Raw genomic sequence first — 20,243 nt, 5'->3', positions numbered from 1 at the left:
ACTGGGATCCGCTTCAAATTTGCCTATCAAGGTTTTTTCATCTATTATTTAAAAGCTTGCGCAGCTGCCACAGCTTTTTTCCAGCCTGCATAGATTTCTTCACGATGTGAATCATCCATATTAGGTGTGAATTGACGATCTAAATTCCAATACTCACTAATTTCATCTGTAGATTGCCAGAAGCCAACTGCTAAACCTGCTAAATACGCAGCACCTAAAGCTGTTGTTTCATTAACGACTGGACGATCGACAGGAACGTTTAATAAATCTGATTGGAATTGCATTAAGAAATTATTTGCAACTGCCCCTCCGTCTACACGTAATTTTGCCAACGGAATATTGGCATCCGCTTCCATTGCCCCAAGTACGTCTTTTGTTTGATACGCCAATGCTTCTAATGTTGCACGTACAAAGTGTTCTTTAGATGTACCGCGAGTTAAACCAAAGACTGCACCTCGTACATCAGAATCCCAATAAGGTGTTCCTAGACCAACGAATGCAGGAACTACATAAACACCTTCAGTCGACTCGACACGAGCAGCATATTGCTCAGATTCAGAAGCAGAACGGAACATTCGTAAGCCGTCGCGTAACCATTGAATAGCGGAACCAGCTACGAAAATACTTCCCTCTAAAGCGTAAGTCACCTTGCCATCTAAGCCCCATGCAAGCGTAGTTAATAAGCCATTCTCAGATTTTACAGCCTTTTCACCAGTGTTCATCAACATAAAGCAGCCAGTACCGTAAGTGTTTTTAACCATACCTTCTTCGAAACAAGCCTGACCGAATAGAGCCGCTTGTTGATCACCCGCAGCCCCTGCAATTGGAACAGCAGAACCGAAGAACAGAGCTTCCTCCGTATAGCCATACACCTCTGAAGAAGGACGAACCTCAGGAAGCATAGAAGCTGGAACTCCTAGAATTTCTAAAATCTCTTCATCCCATTTTAAATCATAAATGTTGTACATTAACGTACGAGATGCATTTGAATAATCTGTAACATGGACGTTACCACCTGTTAATTTCCATATTAACCAAGTATCAATAGTACCGAATAATAAATCGCCTGCTTCTGCTTTTTCACGAGCACCTTCAACATTATCTAAAATCCATTTTACTTTTGTACCTGAGAAGTACGCATCGATTAATAAACCTGTTTTATCACGGAATAAATCATTGTAACCGTTTTCTTTCAGTTCCTCACAAATAGCGTTCGTTTGGCGCGATTGCCATACAATTGCATTATAAATTGGTTTCCCTGTATGTTTATCCCAGACAACAGTTGTTTCACGTTGGTTTGTAATACCGATCCCAGCAATTTGATTTGAATCAATATTTTTTGCAGAAAGTACTGTAGCGATACATGAAAGAATTGAAGACCAAATTTCTTCTGCATGATGTTCAACCCATCCGGATTGTGGGAAATATTGTGGGAATTCTTGTTGTGCAACGTGGAGAATGCTCCCTTTTTCATCAAACAAAATAGCACGTGAGCTTGTTGTACCTTGGTCTAAAGCTAAAATATATTTTTTTTCTGACATCGGACATACCTCCAAATAGTTTTTAATTTCTTTCAGTAAATTTTTTGTACCAAAATCGTAGCGACAGGTACAAAAGTTTCCAACCTCTATAGATGGTGAGATAACTGCGAATTTAAGCTCTTTTCAGCGGGTGTCCAAAACACCTGCTCACCTCGTCCTGTGGCATTACCGAAATGATCGACATCGTATTGGCCCTCATAAATTGTGATGTTGCTTGGCCTAAGCACCATGTCGAGGCATAATTGATTTACTCTTCACTTTTAACATTTTTGACTGTCATTTGAGCAGCGATAAAAATAATAACTACGATAATAGCTAGCACCCAAAATGCAATACTATTTTTCCCCTCAAAAATTTGTTGGAAAAATAGGGCACCAAATGTACCACCGATGATTGGACCTACAACTGGAATCCATGCGTATGACCACCCTGAATCACGTTTACCCGGGATTGGTAAGAAAAAGTGAGCAATACGTGGACCAAGGTCACGTGCAGGGTTAATTGCATAACCAGTAGGACCCCCTAATGCCATCCCGATAACTACAATTAGCATACCAACTAGAAATGGATTTAAGCCATCCGTAATTGTATTAGTTCCTAATGCTAGAATACCTAAAACAAGTATAAATGTACCAATCATTTCTGAAATTAAATTAGATAATGGATGTTTAATAGCTGGCATTGTAGAAAATACAGCCAGTTTTGCTTCCGGATCTTTCGTACCCTTCCAATGTGGTAAATACATAAAATAAACGAGTACCCCACCTAAAAATGCACCAATCAATTGTGCAGCAATGTAAGTAGGTACGTCCTCCCATGGGAAATTACCGATTGTAGCAAGTGCGATTGTTAAAGCAGGGTTTAAATGAGCCCCACTAATACCACCAACAGCATATGCTGCCATAGCTACAGCTAGACCCCAAGCGAATGTAATCACTACCCATCCACCGCCAAAACCTTTCGATTTGTGCAGTGATACACCTGCAACAACGCCACCACCGAATAAAATAAGAATCATCGTGCCGACCAGTTCAGCTGTAAATGTTGACATACAAGAAGCCCCCTTTGTTATAGTGCACTTATTAAAAAAATAAACCCACACTTAAACAAACTGCATGTTGTAATGCAGATGAATAAATGTGGGTTCCTTTTCCTAACCACGCGCTTTTAACTTATGTACATTGTAGAGAAAATAATATACATAGTCAACAATAATCTTGGAAATTTTCCCACAATTTTTTATTTGATGTAGTAATCGCAACTGCACCCGCTGATAACGCTTCCTCTATACTTTCAACAGTACGGACTAGTCCGCCTGTAATAACAGGTATTTTTGTTCGCTGGTGTACTTCTGAAATCATTGAAGGAATAATGCCTGGTAATAATTCAATATAATCTGGCTTTGCTGATTCAATCAATGAAAAGCTTTTTTCAAGTGCGATCGTATCAATTAAAAAGACACGCTGAATGGCAATAATCCCACGAGACTTTGCTTTTATTAACATATTAGATCGAGTGGAAATTATTCCTGCCGGACGGATATCATTGCATAAAAAATCAGCTGCAAAATTATCCGTTTTTAAGCCATGAATTAAATCTGCATGAATAATTAATTTCTTACCGTTCCGATCCGCTTCTCGCTTGATCGACATGAGCAAACTAATATGCACTTCTAATAGAACAATGTATTCAAATCGACTATTTAATATTTCATCAAATTGCTTAACTGTTCGTGCTGCGGGAATAATTTGTTGATCATTGAAATTCATTTGATTTCCCCTTTTTAAAAAGTGGGGTCGCCATTAAGACGACCCTTCCTTTTTATTATAATGCAGTTGTAGCTCTTGTAATTTCCATATTTAAATCTTTTTCATATTGCGTACGTTGTTCAGTAGACCAATTTAATTGTTTTGCCATTTCATCTAATATCGCGTCTTTATATTGTTTCACAAGAGCAATATTAAAGAACATATACGCTGTACGACGAATCATAAAGTCGTTTGGATGAACAACCATTTCATGATGAATACCATACAGTAGCTGAGCATATAGCCCTTGTGGTAAAACAGGATGCTTTTCTTTCGCATATTCAAAAACAGTATCCACATTTGAACCGTAATGATGTGCTAAATGTTTTGCTTCTTCTTCTGATAATCCGATAGCCACACCCATTTTTGTTCGTTTTGACACAAAGGCATCTAAGTTTTGGGAGCCCCCAACATCCCCACCAGAAATATGAATTTGCTTTGTATGACATGGTTTAGATGTAATACCAAATTGTTGTTCTAAATCTTGCGCAATCTTATTTAGAACTGTTTCAGCCATTTTGCGATAACCTGTTAATTTACCTCCAGCGATTGTCACAAGGCCTGAAGCTGATTCCCATACTTCGTCCTTACGAGAAATTTCAGATGGATTTTTACCTTCCTCATGAATTAATGGACGAACACCTGCCCAGCTTGATTCGATATCTGCATCAGTGACTTTAACTTTCGGAAACATATAATGAATGGCCTTCATAATATAATCACGATCTTCTTGCTGGATATTCATTTCACGAGGATCGCCTTTGTAAAATGTATCTGTTGTTCCAACATACGTTTTCCCGTTTCGAGGAATCGCAAACACCATACGACCATCAGGTGTATCAAAATAGACAGCTTGACGTAGCGGGAATTTAGATTCATCAAATACAATGTGGACACCCTTTGATAAAATTAAATGCTTACCATTTTGTTCCCCTTCAATATTACGAACCTCATCTACCCATGGACCAGCAGCATTCACAACTTTTTTCGCACGAATATTAAACGTACTTTGGGCAATCAAATCTTGTGCTACAATACCATTCATTTTCTTTTGGTCATTGTATAAAAAGTTTTCTGCCTTTGTATAATTAATGAGTGTAGCGCCTTTTTCAATGGCTGCTTTGGCAACTTCAACTGTTAGACGTGCATCATCTGTACGATATTCTACATATACACCACCGCCGCGTAAGTCCTCAGCTTTAACTAAAGGTTCTTTTTCCATTGTTTTTGCAGGATTTAACATATATCGACGCTCAGAACGTTTAACCCCTGCTAAAAAATCATAAACACGTAAGCCAATATTCGTTGAGAATTTACCGAATGTGCCTCCTTTATGGAATGGCAATAACATCCAAACAGGCGTTGTAACATGTGGACCATTTTCATAAACGATTGCACGCTCTTTTCCTAAATCTGCAACCTCTTTTATTTCAAATTGTTTTAAATATCGAAGTCCACCATGCACTAATTTTGTCGAACGACTAGAAGTACCAGCAGCGAAGTCTTGCATTTCAACTAACGCAACAGATAGTCCACGAGCAGTTGCATCGAGTGCAATCCCACAACCTGTAATACCACCACCGATTACCAATAAATCGTATTCTTTACCTTGTAATTCTTCAATCGTTTGTTGACGTTGTATAGCTGAAGCTGTGCTCATTATGAAATTCCTCCTTATTTAGAGCGAAAAAAAGACCATTAAAAGCACATGTACAAAATGTACATATGTTTTTAATGGTCTCTCAATCGCTCAAACCTTGTATATTAACTTACTTTCATTGTAATGTGTATAGAAAGAAAAGGCAAGTTAGATAGTCTAAAAAAATTTAGAACAATATACACGTTTCGGTTTAAGAGGTGTCATATGTACAGTTCAATTGTCATGGCTTCAAGTATTATTCCCAAAGACAAAAAATTTATTTATCTTCATTTTTTAGTGGAGGATAAAGAAATCTTAGTTGTAATAATTGTTTCCATTTGGTGACAGAACCTATGCTGAAAGAAGTTAAAATATGTATTGTATCATTTCATGTATATTGCAATAAGGGTTGTCGCGGCTTTCTGTCTTACGGAGTGCCATCATATCTGTACAATTTTTAATGGCAACCTCATGTCGAAATGCGATAGGTGCTATAACTGACTCATCTGCTTTATGACGTAAATAACGTGTTACCCCGAGATGCTGCTCCATCTTGTCATTTAATACAGCACGAGGATACTTTTCAGAGATATCGACTTCTTCAAAATGCAACAGTAGCCATAATTCGAATGCTTCATTTGAATAGGCAATATGAATATTATTGTTCTCACAAAAATTATTCACTTCCTCTAATTGCTTTTCGGTTAAATCATCCTTATCAAAAACAATCCAAACCTCATCAAAATATTGATAACTTGAATCTCGGTAGGCATGCTGGGCTAGCTTAATAGCCGAACGTTTGACGTTTTTTATTTTGACACTTACCATTTTGGAGCGCTTTAAAATACGTAGTTGCTCAAAATAAATACGTTCGGTTTCACCTTCACAATAAATTAAAACTGTTTTACGCAGTGTTCGATCCCCTTGTTGACGAACTCTCACTACTCAGATACCTCCACTCCCTATCAAGTATGCCTTATGCCTCGCCATCATTGTGCCCGTAATCAGCTTTGTGCTTTGGCCTGGAGATGTTTTTTGTGTGGATGCAAAGCGACAGCGACACGATTTTTTCTGTGCGAAAGCGAAGCGACAGCGACAACAACAACAATACGATATTGGTCACTCAATCGTTGACGTGGCGTTCTTAGCCTGAGTTCTTCTATTCAGTGGTGTTTGGATACCCGCTAAAAAGAAGTTAAATATTGATTTGATAAATATTCATTAATAATCGGTGTAGCGCCTAATTCTAAGTAGCGCTTGGCGAAGGATATATCTTCACGTTTCTTCTGCAAATCCGCAAAATCAAATAAGGCGTATAATTCGGATTCATTTTTAAAGCTTCGCAGATAGACACATGAAATGCTGTATCAAATTCATCTATAAAGATCGTCTCTCCTTTATTGTATGCATCTACCATTACACATGCTAAATGCAGCATACGGACTGTCCCCTTTGAGCAAACGAAAAATAGTGTAAATCGATATCTAACCTCTGGCGTGTCAAAATCATAGTCTCGCCGTTACATCTTGAACAAAAAAGTCTGCAATCTTTAATAACTTCATACCCTCTTTTAAAAAGCTCCTTTTCAAGTTTACGAATAAGTGGATGACTTGATAACCGCTTTGCTTCATCTAAAAGCCAATCAAATATTTTCATTGCATCGAGGGCATTAAAGATATTTAATACTAACAAGAATGCTGTATGATTACGTGTATATTTTGTCAATTCTAGTGCTGTGCTATGGGCAAACAAATATTCTGTCCCATCCCAAAGTGGTAGATGTCGATAAAAATTAAAAGTTAGGTGATAAAACGTGAAAGTTTGTCGATAAATTTCAAAAGTTGGGCGATAATCCTGAAAATTACCCAATTATAAAATGCACACTTTAGGATGATTCACAATTTTTCACCTCTCTCAACAAGTGTTTATAAATATAAAAAGACGATTCCCCTTAAGGTAAATCGTCAAATACTAAACATACTATTTTTTATCTAATAAGTTGTGTATAACTTTTTAAATTTCCACTATCTTTTCATTTTGTAATGCTTGCAATGTACGCTCTATGCCCTCTGCAAAGGAGTATTTTGGTTTCCACCCTATTGCCTTCGTCAACTTTTCATTATTTAAAAACGAATGTTCAATATCTCCCTCTCTTCCAGGCGCATATTGGATTTCTAAAGGATGATTTAAATGCTGTAATAGCAAAATGACTTGATGAATAGACCATGCCTCATTCGTTGATACATTATAAATACCTTGTAATCTAGCCTGTACACCGGCATAAATAGCCTCTGCAATATCCTCTACATATATGAAATCTCGTGTTTGTTCACCATCCCCATAAATCGTAAAGGGCTTTCCTTCAATACTGCTTCTTAGCATGCTAGGAATAACTGCCGCTTCTCCCTGCATGCATTGCCTTGGACCGAATACATTAGCAAATCTGTAAATTAACGTTGGTAAGCGATAATCTTTTTGCCATTTTTCGCAGTATGTTTCGCCAATACTTTTATTTAATCCATACATCGAAATCGGTTCACAAACATCTGTTTCTTCTAATGGAGGATAGTGACTATCTCCATAAACAGCTGCTGACGAGGCAAAAACGAAATGCTTTACCTTATATTTTGACGATAAGAAGAGCATCTGACTAAGCCCGACAATATTCGTTAAAACATCCTTCACTGGCTCCTGCACAGATTTTTGAATGCTTGTTTGCGCTGCACAATGGATGACCACATCAAACGCTGTTTCTTTAAAGAGATGTTCACAAACTTCGTCTTCCACATTTAAAAGATAAGATTTATGCTCAAAGTCTACATTACGTAAATGACCGGTACTTAAATTATCAATAATATAAACATTTGCACCCTCTTTAAAAAAACGCCTCGCCACTGCACTACCGATAAAACCATAGCCACCTGTTACTAATACATTCATCCCATCGCCCCCAAAAACAATATGATGTTTTATATGCAGTAATTACTAAAATTATGCAAGTAACCTATTAGGCGTGTTATTTTTTGGCAATATAAAAAGGTGCTCGATATGTACTGAGCACCTTTTTCAAAATTAAGCTGGGTTTACTTCCAATTCAACTGTAATTTTGATGTCTTTACCAACTAGGACACCGCCAGTTTCTAAAGCAGCATTCCAAGTTAAGCCAAACTCTTCACGATTGATTGTTGTTGCAGATTCAAAGCCATAAACTTCTTGGCCCCATGGATTTGTACCTTTACCGTTAAATTCAGTATCAAATGTTACTGATTTCGTTACATCTTTAATAGTTAAATCACCTGTAATCGCATATTCATCATCTGATTTTTTTGTAATGTTTGTTGACTTGAATGTGATTGTCGGATATTTTTCAGTATCGAAGAAATCTGCTGATTTTAAGTGATTATCACGATCTTCACTACGTGTATTAATGCTAGCTGTATCAATTGTAAAGTTGATGTTTGCTGTTGTTAAATCTGCAAGATTTGCTGCTTCAATATCTGCTGAATAAGTATCGAATACACCTTTTACTTTTGATACCATCATGTGTTTTACTTGAAAGTTAATTGCTGAGTGTCCTAAATCAATGTTCCATTTTGTCATTATAAATTCCTCCAGTTAGGTTATTTTTTTATCTCGAATTCGAGATATATGTTAAAATATGAAGTAACTACATTAATTATGTTCCCCAAAATTTTAAGGATAAACATTTTGTAGTTACTTCTTTGGTACTTCCTAGTTAATAGTAGTTACGAAAAGTAATTAATTACTTTCTGTAACCAACTATATATAAATAATTTACTTACGTCAAGTCATTTTTAATATTTTTTTAAATCGGCGCTACCAGATACCATAAATAGTGCTCCTAGTTATGAAATTCTTTAAGAAATTATTTCAATGATCCCTATAAGAATAAGTAACCAGCCTGAAATAGCTGTTGAGTATCTTCCAATAAAAGTCTTTGTTAGCAAGACGCCAAAATGAACACCAGCTCCTACTGTGATGAACGAAAAGGCACCGATAGAAATAACTGTCCAGATCGCAGAAATACCATTTGCTCCAAGTGCCATTCCTCCTGCTAAACAGTTGGCTGATAAGACGAAACCAAGCGTCATAGCTTCTCGAATTGAAATGATATGATTTTTATCTTCATCAAACACTTCAGGATTTTCCAATATGCCTTGTTTGGAAAAGCGACTTGATAATAAAGTCCATATCCCTATAGCACACAACAAAAGGCTGCCGATTAAATTTGCAAAATCTGTAGAGACAAAATTAATAACTACGCTTCCAGCTGTTACTGCAGCGTATGTGACAATCATTGAAATAAGGGCAATAACCGCATTGGATAATACGGGTATTTTCACTCGCTTAATACCATAGGCGAGACCAATCCCTAAATTATCTAAGTTGGCAGCAATCCCAATAAGAATGATGGCTATCCAATGCATTCTTTTCCTCCTCAATAACGTAAAATCCATTCTCACATAGGATATGAAGGGAAAAAATTTTTGTTCATCTATGCGTCGAAGGAAGGCTGCATTTTCAACCCTTTTTATATCAGCACTTATATATTTCTGCATGATTCGCTATCCAAGTTTAAACAATTATCTATTAAAGGCGATTTGACAAAAGTAACAACCTTTTGATAACTTTAAGTTGTTACTTGTTAATTTTTAGGTACATCTCATCCTATAATAAAGAAAGGGAGATTTTATGAAATTTGGTCATTTAGTAAAGATAGGATTGGCCTTTGCATTACTGTTAGTATTAACTGCCTGTGGCTCAGATGACGAAGGCACGAAAGATAAGGAAAAAAATGAAGTGAACTTAGCCTATGTTGAATGGGATACTGAAATTGCCTCTACAAACGTAGTAGGACAAGTTCTAAAGGATTTAGGATATGATGTAACGCTAACACCATTAGATAATGGCGTTATGTGGGAAGCCCTTGCAAGCGGAGAGGTTGATGGTATGGTGTCAGCTTGGCTGCCAGAAACGCACGCCCCACAAGTTAAGAAATATAAAGATAAAATAGTCGATTTGGGTGAAAACCTTACAGGTGCAAAAATTGGCTTAGTTGTCCCTAGCTATATGGATGTCAACTCTATCGAAGATTTAACAGATGAAGCTGGTAAAACGATCACTGGCATTGATCCAGGTGCAAATATGACAGCCACAACAGAAAATGCTTATAAAAAATATAGTAACCTTGAAGGCTGGAATGTAGTTACCTCATCTGCTGGAGCAATGACAGCTGCTCTTAAACAGGCCATTGAGAAAAAAGAAGAAATCATAGTGACTGGTTGGTCTCCACACTGGAAATTTAATGCTTTTGATTTAAAATATTTAGACGATCCTAAAGGTATATACGGAGCTGAAGAATATATTGGTACATTTGCACGTAAAGGATTGAAAGAAGATAATCCGGGAGCGTATAGCGTTCTTAAAAACTTCCACTGGACTTCAGAAGATATTGAAAGTGTGATGTTTGATATTATGGAAGGTGCTGATCCTAAAGAGGCGGCAAAAAAATGGATTAAAGACAATGAAGATAAAGTTTCAGAGTGGACAAAAGATGTAAAAAAATAATGCTCAATCCTACAATGGCTTTGATGATTCTGGGTTTACATATTGTGTAGTCACTCAATCTATACGAAATTAATAAAAAGATACATTCACTGAGCAATCAGTAAATGTATCTTTTTATGTTATGAAAATGACCCTCTTAAGTTTCCAATTGACACATCAATCATTACTCAAATTGATAATCTTCATTATAAGAATGCTCAAATATATTTAATATTTCTAGTAATTGTATAGCCTCTGTTTGGTATTTGCTAGATGAATTTTCAGCAAGCTTTTTTAAAGATGTTTTGTATCTATTATATGTGTTTGGTGCAATTGGGATATAATTTTTATTCCCTTCATCAATTTTATATAGCATTTCAGCATATACTTCTAAAATATATTTCCACGTATCACGAGAATGTATAAATTCCAACTCACCGTTCGCATTTCGGCCTAATGCTAGAGCTGATATATTTTTATAATCAAAGGAAACTTCTACTGGTTCTTTTAAGGGTGTGAGTTGTTTTACGGATAATTGTTCATCTATTTGAAAATCTTCTTTGAAGCTAGTTATATCATCCGCAGCAACCTCCCTATAAAAATGAATAGCGTTGCTGTAAAGCTTGCTATATTCTTCACTATTTTCCCTTTTTATCCTTAATTCTTTTAAAAGCCTATTTTCCAATAATTCATATTTCGCGTTGAAATATAGAACATCTTTATAAAATTCATTTTCTGAAATACTTAAAGCCTTGAATAAATCATCATACTTAGTCACTGCTTTTTCTTGGAGAAATTCTGCATTTTTTTGTTTAGCGAGTTCTTCAATTTCCTTATCTTTAACTTTAATCCCCTTACTTTGAGCAAAAGTCATCATTGCTGTTTGCTCAATAAGCGAATCAAAACTATGCCACTGAGCCTCTTCTTTCGTCCAAAATGCAGATTGAAAATATTGCATTTCATATACCAGTACATTAAAAAAAGTATAGTTCAAAGGTTCAATTTGGACTTTTTCAAGATTAAATTCTTCAAGAATTTCAGAATATTTGCTAGTAACATTTACAGTACTTTCTGTAGGTTTGATGACGCCTAACATAAAAATAATGCAACTAACGGTTACAATTGTCGTAATCAATCCAAATAAATACTTAGGATATAAGGCCAGTGTCTTTTTTGATTTCTGTTTTTTGTAATTTAACATTCTTTCCATTGATTTTTCGGAGGGAAGATTATTCTTTTCAAAAAAATGATCCAAACTATTTTTTATCTGTTCTTTATTCATTGAATATTGCCTCCTCCTCTTTAAGTAACTTTTTTAACTTTTCACGTCCCCGAGAAAGCCTAGTTTTCACCGTATTTTCAGATAAGTCTAGTAAATCCCCTATTTCTTTTACGGAATAATCAAGATAATAATATAGGTAAATCACTTCTCTATATTTTATTGATAAATTAAATACATGTTCGTAAAGCTCTTTGTTACTACTTCTTTCTTCAACTAAATCTTCGGTTGACTTAGAATGATTAAAAAATGATGTAAAAGTATTTGTTAATTGGTAATTGCGATAGGACCAACTTCGTAATATATCGTAACTGCGATTAATGGTCATACGAATTAAATAAGTTCTGTAATTCGATTCTCCACGGAACTGTTCTTGTCGCTCAAAAGCTTTTATTAAGACATCCTGTACAATATCTTCAGCCAATTGGACATTCTTCACATATGAGTAGGCAATTTTAAATAAATCCTTTATATATTCTCTTGCTACCTCATCAAAATCCATCCAACATTCACCACCTCATTAAATTAGACGGATGTAAAAAGTGCACCGTTTCGATTTTTATAAAAATAATACCCTTCACGATACTTGTAATTAAACAACTGGTCATCCATCCCAACTTTCTGGGATGAGCCAACAATATAAAGATGCCCGTATGACAATGCATGTATCAGCAAAAGAATACGCTACGACAGCTTTGAAATGGCACATTTAAGTACATGTGACACTTATATATAGAATGAAATCGATATTCGTTACAAGAAATACTAAATACATAACACACTTTTTAGTGCTTAGTTTAAGCATATTGCAAAAGCTTGCACCTAGTGAATTCAATAAGAAAAAAGAGCTGCATATGCATCAGAATTCTCAATACATCAATTCAATATATTGGTAATATATTGTATTATTGGATTTAACTTAAAAAATAAAGGGAGATAATTTTTTATGTTTCGTGAAATTGTACAAAGTTTAATATCACAATTAAATGAATCAAACCAAATACTACAGTATTTAGGTGTATTTTTATTATCTTTCATTCCATTCGTAGAATCTCCCGGTGGGGCAGCAGCAGGTTCTGTGATTGGTCTTTCGTTTATTTTATCTGGATTAATCGCAATAGGTGGAAATTGGATTTCAGTCATGTTAGTCATAGTGCCATTTAACGCATTATTAACAAATATGCGAAATAGAAAGTCGGAAAGACAAGGATTTATTCAGAGACGGGCAAGTAAAGCAAGGAAATTGTACGAAAAGTATGGTGTACCGGGTCTTGCACTTATCGCTCCATTGGTGGCTTCTGGACATATTGCAGCTTTCACATCATTAGTAGCTGGTGCAGATAAAAAGAGAGTAGTCTTATGGCATACTATTAGCATAATAGTTTGGGGCGTAGCGGGAGCAAGTATAGGCACTTTTATAAACTACGATATAATGCCGTAATAAATCATCTATGTGTTCTCCAATTGAGTCCAACAAAACAATAAATAATAGAGGGATGATATTAAAATGAAGAAATGGATTATTCATGTTGGGTACTTTATAATTCTTAATTTAATATTTTTAATTGTCGACGGTATACCTCCTATTATAGATCTTGAATTTGGTAACCTTGGAAATAAAGTTTTGCAGACAGAACTTTTTACAAATTGGTTTAATTTTTATGAAACCCAATTTTTTAATATAGTTTTATTTTTCGCTTTGCTGCATTTGATTTTAACCGGCTTATATGCTGTCGTATTTAAAACACGAACAAAGTGATGCGAATTATTAATTGATCAACCACCCAAGCTTTTCAAGCAAACCCGAACGACTAGAAAACATCATTAAACCGAAGAAGTGCAACTCCTAAAAAAGGACTGTTCCAAAAGGCATTTTTCATTGCCTTTCGGAACAGTCCTTTGACTTTATTTTAATACTTCCGGATGGAAACCATCTTTTTGGAAGTAATTTTGATGTGACCAAATATTTAATTTCGCTTTTTCTGCATCTTGCTGGATGTCTCTAAATTCATCCTCAAACGTATTGTTTGGTTTATGGATAAAGCGCACTGCTGCAAGTCCTTCTTTTAGTAATGATTCCTGCAACATCACATCATCAATAAAAACATAGGCTAATAAGCGATCATAGTTATCTGTTTCTGGTCCAACATCGTAAACCGCTTCAACCTTTTTGGCGTTCTCTAAAAGTTTAATGGTATAGTCCTTTGCTTCTTCAGCATAAGGTTGAGCTTCACCTTTGTTATAATTCATCTCCGGTGTATCTACCATCAATAGGCGAATTTTTTGTTTCTTGCCATTTATCGCCACCTGAATTGTATCACCATCATATGCTTTAATAAAATCCACATTAAAGCGTTTATTTCCTGTTTTCCCCTCTACTTGCTCAATAGAAATAGTACCTTGCTGGTTAGTCGATGTTGCATCCTTTTCTTGGGCTGGTGATCTGCCAAAAATCATATACAATACAACAGCAAGAATGATTGTACCACTCGTAATTAACGTTTTTACATCTTGCATTTTCATGTAATAGGTCCCTCACAACAATTCATCTTTATGACACTTTAAGGAAGCTTCTAAAAAAATCCTCCAACTCAATAAAAGTCCTTAAAAGTTTCACGATGTGTCTATTGTAAAATATCGGGCTACTACATTCAAGTTATGTAGTTGCTATGGGCGCCCGATGAGTCGCTTAGAGCAACGTAGTGGCAGCATAATAAAAGCAGCTCGTTCCCAAATGCCGATTGCTGATAAAATCCAAGAATCGCTTTTAACTTCATGAATATCGCTGATAAAATTTCAAGAACTAGCGATTCCATCATGCATTGCGAAAAGCCATATTTTATTTCAACATAAACAAAGCCTTCTCAAATGATCGAGAAGGCTCTAATTAATACGTGTTAAATTTCATTATGTGATTTTTGTTTTGGTCCTAGCTCTTCTGGCTCAATATCGGCAAATGTTCCGCCTTCTTCTTCCAAATCACGCATACGATGTGCAATTCGTGACGCGGCAGAAGCTGCGATACTGCCAACTAAATCATCTAAAAACGTATTGACGTGATGGCCAGGTTCTGTATCCAACTTCTTAATAATACCGATTTTTTGTTTATCTAAGTGTCCGAAAGTTGTTACCGCTATACTACCATATGTAAAAACTGATCCAAGTGCGATTGTTTCATCCACACCAAATAGACCCTCATCGGATTCTATTATTTGCTGTAATGGTGCTGATAATAACTTTTTCTCTGCAAGTTCATCTAATTCAATCCCTACTAATAAAGCATGTTGAACTTCACGCTTACGTAACACGCGCTCGACAGAGTGAACACAGTGGTCTAATGTTAAACCTTCATTATAGGATTTTTGCATTTCATAAACGATTTTAGCAATATCCTCTAGCGATACACCGCGACGAATAAGTGCAGCTTGGGCTGCCTTCGCTACTTCATCAGAGTGTACGCGAGTACTTTTATCATGCATAACTATCCCTCACTTCGATTTGATTGCTAAATAGTACTAGCCCAACCTATTATACCTTTACTTAAGCTATATGGTACAATTTTGTTACAAACATGAGAAGGAGTGTCATCATTGGATCGGGGAACTGTACAAGATTTAAAGTTCTATAGTGAAGCATTACAGGAGGAATTACAGCTCTATATTTATGTTCCTGCAAATTATTCTCCACTATATAAATATAATATTTTAATTGCATCAGACGGTAAAGATTATTTCCAACTTGGAGGTATTACAAAACTGGCTGATGAACTTATCGATGACTATGAAATCGAAAATTTGATCATTGCATTTGTCCCTTATAAGGACATTAAGGATCGCCGTCATAAATATATTCCAAGTGGAGAGCAACATGAAGCATATCTTCGTTTTTTAGCACATGAGCTTGTGCCATATTTAGACGCTGAATACGCAACTTATCAAATGGGAATGAGTCGTGGAGTCATCGGCGACTCAATGGCTGCAACCGCTTCCTTAATGGCTGCATTAAAATATCCAAGTATTTTTGGCAAGGTTATTTTACAATCGCCGTATGTGGACGAAGATGTTCTGCAAGCTGTAGAAAAATTTAAAGATCCAGGCGCAATTTCCATTTACCATATAGTCGGTAAAGAGGAAGATAAAGTTGTCACGATGGATAAAACCATTAAAGACTTTTTAACGCCAAATCGTCAGCTGCATGATCTTATGTTAAACAAAGGGTTTTCTACATTTTATGAAGAATTTAATGGCAATCATACATGGAAATATTGGAAGCCTGATTTACGTCGTGCATTAATTGAAAATTTTAATTAATATAGACGATTCAAATTACGAAATCGGAAATTTCTGTTATACTTAAATAAAAAATTGTTTATTTTCGGGAGGTAATGGCCTATGAAATACGGTATTGTGGCATTTCCATCAAAAAAATTGCAAGATTTAGCGAATACTTATCGCAAACGTTACGATCCTCATTATGCGAAAATTACTCCGCATATCACATTGAAGGATAGCTTCGATGCAACGGAAGAAGATATTCAATCAGTCGTAAAGCAATTAGATGGTCTCGCTGCCAAATTTGCACCTTTAAACATTCATGCATCACGCATAAGTTCATTTTTCCCAACAACCAATGCGATTTATTTCCGTATTGAACCAACTGAACAATTAACAGCATTATATCAAGCTCTTGAAGAAGTACCTTTTGGTGAATCTAAACACGTATTTGTACCACATATTACTATTGCTCAAAAAATGACAGATTCCGAGCACGATGATATCTTTGGACAATTACGTATGACAGGTGTTGACGAAAAAGATTCAATTGATCGCATTCATCTTTTATACCAATTGGAAGACGGCTCATGGACAACATATGAAACTTTCCGATTGACTGGAGCTGAGTGATCTGTATAACGTTAAGATTGTTGAAACAGCAAAAGAACATGATGATGCTTTTGCAGTCCGCAAGCAGGTTTTTGTTGAAGAGCAAGGTGTACCGCTTCATCTAGAATGTGATGCTGAGGATGCATCGGCAACGCATTTTATTATGTACGAAGACACTGACCCTGTAGGTGCTGCGCGCTTACGCAGCATTGAGGACAATGCTGCAAAAATTGAACGTGTTTGTATTTTACAAGATCAACGCGGCAAAAAACTAGGTGCTTTAATGATGAAGGAAATGGAGAAGCACGCCATTTCGAATAATATGAAAAAGTTAAAACTCCATGCACAAAGCTATGCTATTCCGTTTTATGAAAAGCTTGGCTATACGGTTACATCTCCTGAATTTATGGATGCTGGTATCCCACATCGTGCAATGGAAAAAATGATCTAACTCCTTTCAGCAAATATAGCAACGTCGAGGAAGAAGTTAAAGCTTCCGACGGGTCAAATAGGTGTTACGAAAATGCGATTGCATATCGTAACACCCTTTTTTTGCTCTACAATGCTTTAAAGGCTGATTTATGAATAAAAATTCATTTAAACCAACCTTTTAGATATATTGCTTTGCTAGTAGATCTACCATGTTATTTCATCATTTTAGTAATTTTATCGAAATCTAGTGAATTGCCATCTTGAATAATAGATTGTACTAACTTATCTTCAAGCTCTTGCGTAATTTGTCTATTGGACATCTTGCTTACGCGTCGTACGATTTTTCTTACTTGTTTTTCATTTGTAAAATCAGCATGTTGAATTGCATTTGCTAATGCGAAGATTTCATCCATCGATACTCCAGTTTTTTGTTCAATTGAATTAAAAAATCCGCGATTCATGTTCCCCCTCCTATCAGTTAAAATTCAAATTCCCTCAATTTCAGTTGCATGTACTAAATATGACAACTAGTGAAGGCTTTAAACTTAATTCAGAAAATGAAACTCTGAAGACAAGCTAAAGCCTCTATCTACTGTCACATTAATCAAATTATATGCAAGCCGCGCCGACAATGATCAGAAGAATGAATAAGACAACAATTAAAATGAACGTTGAACTATGACCATGTCCGTGGCCATAATAACCCCCACAATAACTGCCGTAATAACCTCCATAATCTCCTCCGTAACAACCATCAGCATGCCCTCCATACGGATGCGCACCCCAGCCTTGATATTCCATAAAAATACCCCTCCCTTCTACAACCTATAATATGTGTTGGTTGTAAAAATGGGTGGGGTATTCGTCTAGTCAACATTTCCTTTTGGTTTAAACAGTAATGCTCCGATAAAGCCAAAAACAATGGCCGCACTGATTCCTGAGCTTGTCACTTCGAACATCCCAGTTAACACACCGACAAGCCCATGTCTTTCAGCCTCCACAATTGCACCATGCGTTAAGGAATTTCCGAAAGATGTAATCGGGACAGTTGCACCGGCACCAGCAAAATTAATAAGTGGTTCGTACAAACCCATTCCTGAAAGAATCGCACCCGCTACGACTAGAGTACTCAAAGTATGTCCAGGTGTTAATTTACCAACATCCATCATTAATTGACCTATGGCGCAAATAATGCCGCCTACAAAAAATGCAAACACAAATGTCATAACCATAGTTTTTGCCTCATTTCATTGTAATTTCAATCGCATGTGCCGTACATGGAATGGTCTCGCCCTGTTGAAATGTAAGCGGAGACAGTAATGCTCCTGTCGCTACAAGAAGCACTCGTTTATAGGTACCAGCTCGCATCTGTTGAATCACGTAACTAAAGAAGACAGCTGCCGAACAACCTGCACCACTTGCACCGGATTGAAACGTTTCATCCTGTCCATAAAACTCGGCACCTGCATCACGTAAAGGTTGTAATTCCTCACTCTTTATGCCACTTTCAACAAACATGCCTTTTAGAAGTTTCAAGCCAAGCTGACCTAAATCACCTGTTAAAATTAAATCATAGTGGTAAAATTTTTGATTTCGTTGTTCTAGATGCGATTGAATTGTTTGAAAAGCAGCTGGTGCCATCGCTGCACCCATGTGAAATGGATCATCCATACCGTAGTCAACTGATTTTCCAACAGTTGCTGCTTCAATTGAAGGGTATTCCTCATGATGCTTACCTATAAGAGCATAACCGGCAGCCGTTACCGTCCATTGAGCGGTTTGGGGCTTTTGTGAGCCATAATTGATTGGATAGCGGAATTGGCGCTCAACCGCATTGTGTTGACTAGATGCGCCAGCTAGCGATAAATTGGAGGCACCTGCTTCTGTTAAGAGGCTCGCAACGATTACTGAAGATATAGAAGTGGCGCATGCAGAGAATAATCCGATAAAAGGAATGTCTAAGTCTCTGGCCGCAAAGTTGGTTGGTGTCATTTGATTTACTAAATCACCACCCATAAAATAATCAATGTCCGTATTTTTCACGCCCGCTTTTTTCATAGCAAATTCACAAGCCTCTTCAACCATTTTTCGATGGCCTTGTTCATTTGTATTCATTTGCCAACGTTCATCATCATACGTCGCATCAAAATGTTGACTAAATATACTTCGTTTCTCTAATGGACCTGCTACTACGCCCGCTGCTATTAAGGATGGCTTCGATTGAAAGACAATTACCATGAAACCACTCCTATCGACACTAGAATGAATTTAATAAGTGCAATAAAAAAGGCGGATACAACACCAAATAATACAACTGATCCAGCTAATTTAAATAAATTCCCACCAACACCAAGCACTAACCCTTCAGATCTATGTTCAATGGCAGCAGAAATAACAGCATTACCAAATCCCGTCACAGGTACAGCTGATCCAGCTCCAGCAAATTGACCAATTTTCTTATATAAGCCAAATCCGGTTAAAATCATGGCGAAAAATATCATGGTTGAAACTGTTGGATTTCCTGCTGTCGCTTCGGTAAAATCAAAGAAGATGATATAAAAAAGAGAGACAGCCTGTCCGATTGTACAAATAAGGCCACCTACTAGAAATGCCTTTGCAACATTCTTAAAATAGGGCGGTTTTGGCGTGACATTTTGTTCTAATTGTTGGTATTGTTCTTTTTCCACTACGTTTCCTCCTTTGCAAGTTTTTTCAATTTCTTAATTTTATCTTTCAGTTTATTATCTTCAACCTGTTCCCTTTTTATTTTATTGGCTTCATAAAAAATTTTATAATCGGCTGAGACAAAAACTTCTTTGTTTGGATATTTTTCATCAAATTTCTTTTGCAACTTTTTCTCTAATTTAGTCTTTTTCCACTTATGCCATGGTTTAATTTGCGTTGCTACAAGCATACTATTGTCGTATTGGATAACCGTTGTTTTGTCTACATAGTCCTCTTCTTTTAAAATGGTTTCAACTTCCTTTTCATTTTCCGGTGAACCGTAGACAATAAATTTTTCTTTTTCACCGCAACCACTTAAAAGCGTTAAACTGACTAATAGAGGTAACATTATTCCTAAGAGCTTCACGT

Annotated in this window: 24 protein-coding genes; 6 read left to right on the top strand and 18 right to left on the bottom strand. The window is 36.3% G+C overall.

The genetic code is table 11. The features are described 5' to 3' along the window. Positions 1-44: 44 nt before the first annotated feature. The 8 genes from glpK to MWJ95_RS06250 form a co-directional block, all read right to left on the bottom strand. Entirely contained in the window at positions 45-1,541 is a 1,497-nt protein-coding gene (glpK, locus tag MWJ95_RS06285; protein ID WP_249073364.1) for a glycerol kinase GlpK, read from the bottom strand. 247 nt (positions 1,542-1,788) lie between these two features. Then, entirely contained in the window at positions 1,789-2,592 is an 804-nt protein-coding gene (locus tag MWJ95_RS06280) for an MIP/aquaporin family protein (RefSeq protein ID WP_249073365.1), read from the bottom strand. A gap of 154 nt (positions 2,593-2,746) precedes the next feature. Continuing rightward, positions 2,747-3,310, bottom strand: coding sequence for a glycerol-3-phosphate responsive antiterminator (locus MWJ95_RS06275; protein WP_249073366.1), 564 nt, complete (start codon positions 3,308-3,310; stop codon positions 2,747-2,749). A gap of 55 nt (positions 3,311-3,365) precedes the next feature. Next, entirely contained in the window at positions 3,366-5,009 is a 1,644-nt protein-coding gene (locus MWJ95_RS06270; protein WP_249073367.1) for a glycerol-3-phosphate dehydrogenase/oxidase, read from the bottom strand. 345 nt (positions 5,010-5,354) lie between these two features. Beyond that, positions 5,355-5,930, bottom strand: a complete 576-nt coding sequence (locus MWJ95_RS06265) for an RloB domain-containing protein (RefSeq protein ID WP_249073368.1) — start codon at positions 5,928-5,930, stop codon at positions 5,355-5,357. Between the two features lie 1,071 nt (positions 5,931-7,001). Beyond that, positions 7,002-7,928 (bottom strand): NAD-dependent epimerase/dehydratase family protein, encoded by a 927-nt coding sequence (locus MWJ95_RS06260; protein WP_249104799.1) that lies wholly within the window; start codon positions 7,926-7,928, stop codon positions 7,002-7,004. Between the two features lie 132 nt (positions 7,929-8,060). Further along, positions 8,061-8,588 (bottom strand): YceI family protein, encoded by a 528-nt coding sequence (locus MWJ95_RS06255; protein ID WP_249104797.1) that lies wholly within the window; start codon positions 8,586-8,588, stop codon positions 8,061-8,063. Between the two features lie 278 nt (positions 8,589-8,866). After that, positions 8,867-9,436, bottom strand: coding sequence for a manganese efflux pump (locus tag MWJ95_RS06250; protein ID WP_249073372.1), 570 nt, complete (start codon positions 9,434-9,436; stop codon positions 8,867-8,869). Between the two features lie 265 nt (positions 9,437-9,701). Between MWJ95_RS06250 and MWJ95_RS06245 the strand changes: the two genes are divergently transcribed. Further along, complete coding sequence (locus tag MWJ95_RS06245) at positions 9,702-10,577, top strand: glycine betaine ABC transporter substrate-binding protein (protein ID WP_249104795.1); 876 nt, start codon at positions 9,702-9,704, stop codon at positions 10,575-10,577. A gap of 163 nt (positions 10,578-10,740) precedes the next feature. On the opposite strand, the gene MWJ95_RS06240 is transcribed toward MWJ95_RS06245, so the two are convergent. Both MWJ95_RS06240 and MWJ95_RS06235 read right to left on the bottom strand, forming a co-directional pair. After that, positions 10,741-11,838, bottom strand: a complete 1,098-nt coding sequence (locus tag MWJ95_RS06240; RefSeq protein WP_249104793.1) for a SurA N-terminal domain-containing protein — start codon at positions 11,836-11,838, stop codon at positions 10,741-10,743. Continuing rightward, the gene (locus tag MWJ95_RS06235) at positions 11,831-12,337 is read right to left on the bottom strand and encodes a sigma-70 family RNA polymerase sigma factor (protein WP_249073375.1); all 507 of its coding nucleotides are present in this window, start codon (positions 12,335-12,337) and stop codon (positions 11,831-11,833) included. The genes MWJ95_RS06240 and MWJ95_RS06235 overlap by 8 nt, the downstream gene beginning before the upstream one ends. 444 nt (positions 12,338-12,781) lie before the next feature. On the opposite strand from MWJ95_RS06235, the gene MWJ95_RS06230 reads away from it, so the two are divergent. After that, the gene (locus MWJ95_RS06230) at positions 12,782-13,276 is read left to right on the top strand and encodes a small multi-drug export protein (RefSeq protein ID WP_249104791.1); all 495 of its coding nucleotides are present in this window, start codon (positions 12,782-12,784) and stop codon (positions 13,274-13,276) included. 66 nt (positions 13,277-13,342) lie between these two features. Beyond that, entirely contained in the window at positions 13,343-13,594 is a 252-nt protein-coding gene (locus MWJ95_RS06225) for a YfzA family protein (protein ID WP_249104789.1), read from the top strand. Between the two features lie 146 nt (positions 13,595-13,740). On the opposite strand, the gene MWJ95_RS06220 is transcribed toward MWJ95_RS06225, so the two are convergent. Both MWJ95_RS06220 and MWJ95_RS06215 read right to left on the bottom strand, forming a co-directional pair. Then, complete coding sequence (locus MWJ95_RS06220) at positions 13,741-14,358, bottom strand: thermonuclease family protein (RefSeq protein ID WP_249104787.1); 618 nt, start codon at positions 14,356-14,358, stop codon at positions 13,741-13,743. A 374-nt stretch (positions 14,359-14,732) separates the two neighbouring features. Next, positions 14,733-15,314: a phosphatidylglycerophosphatase A family protein gene (locus tag MWJ95_RS06215; protein ID WP_249073379.1), complete on the bottom strand. Its 582-nt coding sequence runs from the start codon at positions 15,312-15,314 to the stop codon at positions 14,733-14,735. A gap of 111 nt (positions 15,315-15,425) precedes the next feature. Between MWJ95_RS06215 and MWJ95_RS06210 the strand changes: the two genes are divergently transcribed. The 3 genes from MWJ95_RS06210 (at position 15,426) to MWJ95_RS06200 (ending at position 17,169) form a co-directional block, all read left to right on the top strand. Further along, entirely contained in the window at positions 15,426-16,145 is a 720-nt protein-coding gene (locus MWJ95_RS06210; protein WP_249073380.1) for an alpha/beta hydrolase, read from the top strand. A gap of 81 nt (positions 16,146-16,226) precedes the next feature. Beyond that, positions 16,227-16,739 (top strand): YjcG family protein, encoded by a 513-nt coding sequence (locus MWJ95_RS06205; RefSeq protein WP_249073381.1) that lies wholly within the window; start codon positions 16,227-16,229, stop codon positions 16,737-16,739. A gap of 1 nt (position 16,740) precedes the next feature. Next, a complete protein-coding gene (locus MWJ95_RS06200) occupies positions 16,741-17,169 on the top strand; it encodes a GNAT family N-acetyltransferase (protein ID WP_249104930.1) in 429 nt (142 codons plus the stop codon). A 193-nt stretch (positions 17,170-17,362) separates the two neighbouring features. On the opposite strand, the gene MWJ95_RS06195 is transcribed toward MWJ95_RS06200, so the two are convergent. The 6 genes from MWJ95_RS06195 to MWJ95_RS06170 form a co-directional block, all read right to left on the bottom strand. After that, a complete protein-coding gene (locus tag MWJ95_RS06195; RefSeq protein ID WP_249073382.1) occupies positions 17,363-17,611 on the bottom strand; it encodes a stage VI sporulation protein F in 249 nt (82 codons plus the stop codon). Positions 17,612-17,759: 148 nt separating this feature from the next. Further along, entirely contained in the window at positions 17,760-17,951 is a 192-nt protein-coding gene (locus tag MWJ95_RS06190) for a YjcZ family sporulation protein (RefSeq protein ID WP_249104785.1), read from the bottom strand. A 65-nt stretch (positions 17,952-18,016) separates the two neighbouring features. After that, on the bottom strand, positions 18,017-18,376 hold the full coding sequence (gene spoVAE, locus MWJ95_RS06185) for a stage V sporulation protein AE (protein WP_374110124.1): 360 nt from the start codon (positions 18,374-18,376) through the stop codon (positions 18,017-18,019). A gap of 16 nt (positions 18,377-18,392) precedes the next feature. Continuing rightward, positions 18,393-19,388 (bottom strand): stage V sporulation protein AD, encoded by a 996-nt coding sequence (locus MWJ95_RS06180; RefSeq protein ID WP_249104783.1) that lies wholly within the window; start codon positions 19,386-19,388, stop codon positions 18,393-18,395. After that, complete coding sequence (gene spoVAC, locus MWJ95_RS06175) at positions 19,382-19,837, bottom strand: stage V sporulation protein AC (RefSeq protein WP_249104781.1); 456 nt, start codon at positions 19,835-19,837, stop codon at positions 19,382-19,384. Before spoVAC ends, MWJ95_RS06180 begins: the two co-directional genes overlap by 7 nt. Beyond that, positions 19,837-20,241 (bottom strand): YhcN/YlaJ family sporulation lipoprotein, encoded by a 405-nt coding sequence (locus MWJ95_RS06170; protein WP_249073387.1) that lies wholly within the window; start codon positions 20,239-20,241, stop codon positions 19,837-19,839. Before MWJ95_RS06170 ends, spoVAC begins: the two co-directional genes overlap by 1 nt. Positions 20,242-20,243: the final 2 nt, after the last annotated feature.

The organism is Lysinibacillus sp. Bpr_S20 (assembly GCF_023337835.1).
Lineage (GTDB): Bacteria > Bacillota > Bacilli > Bacillales_A > Planococcaceae > Lysinibacillus.
The sequence above is the reverse complement of the archived record's forward strand: the minus strand, read 5'-3'. Positions and strand labels throughout refer to the sequence as shown.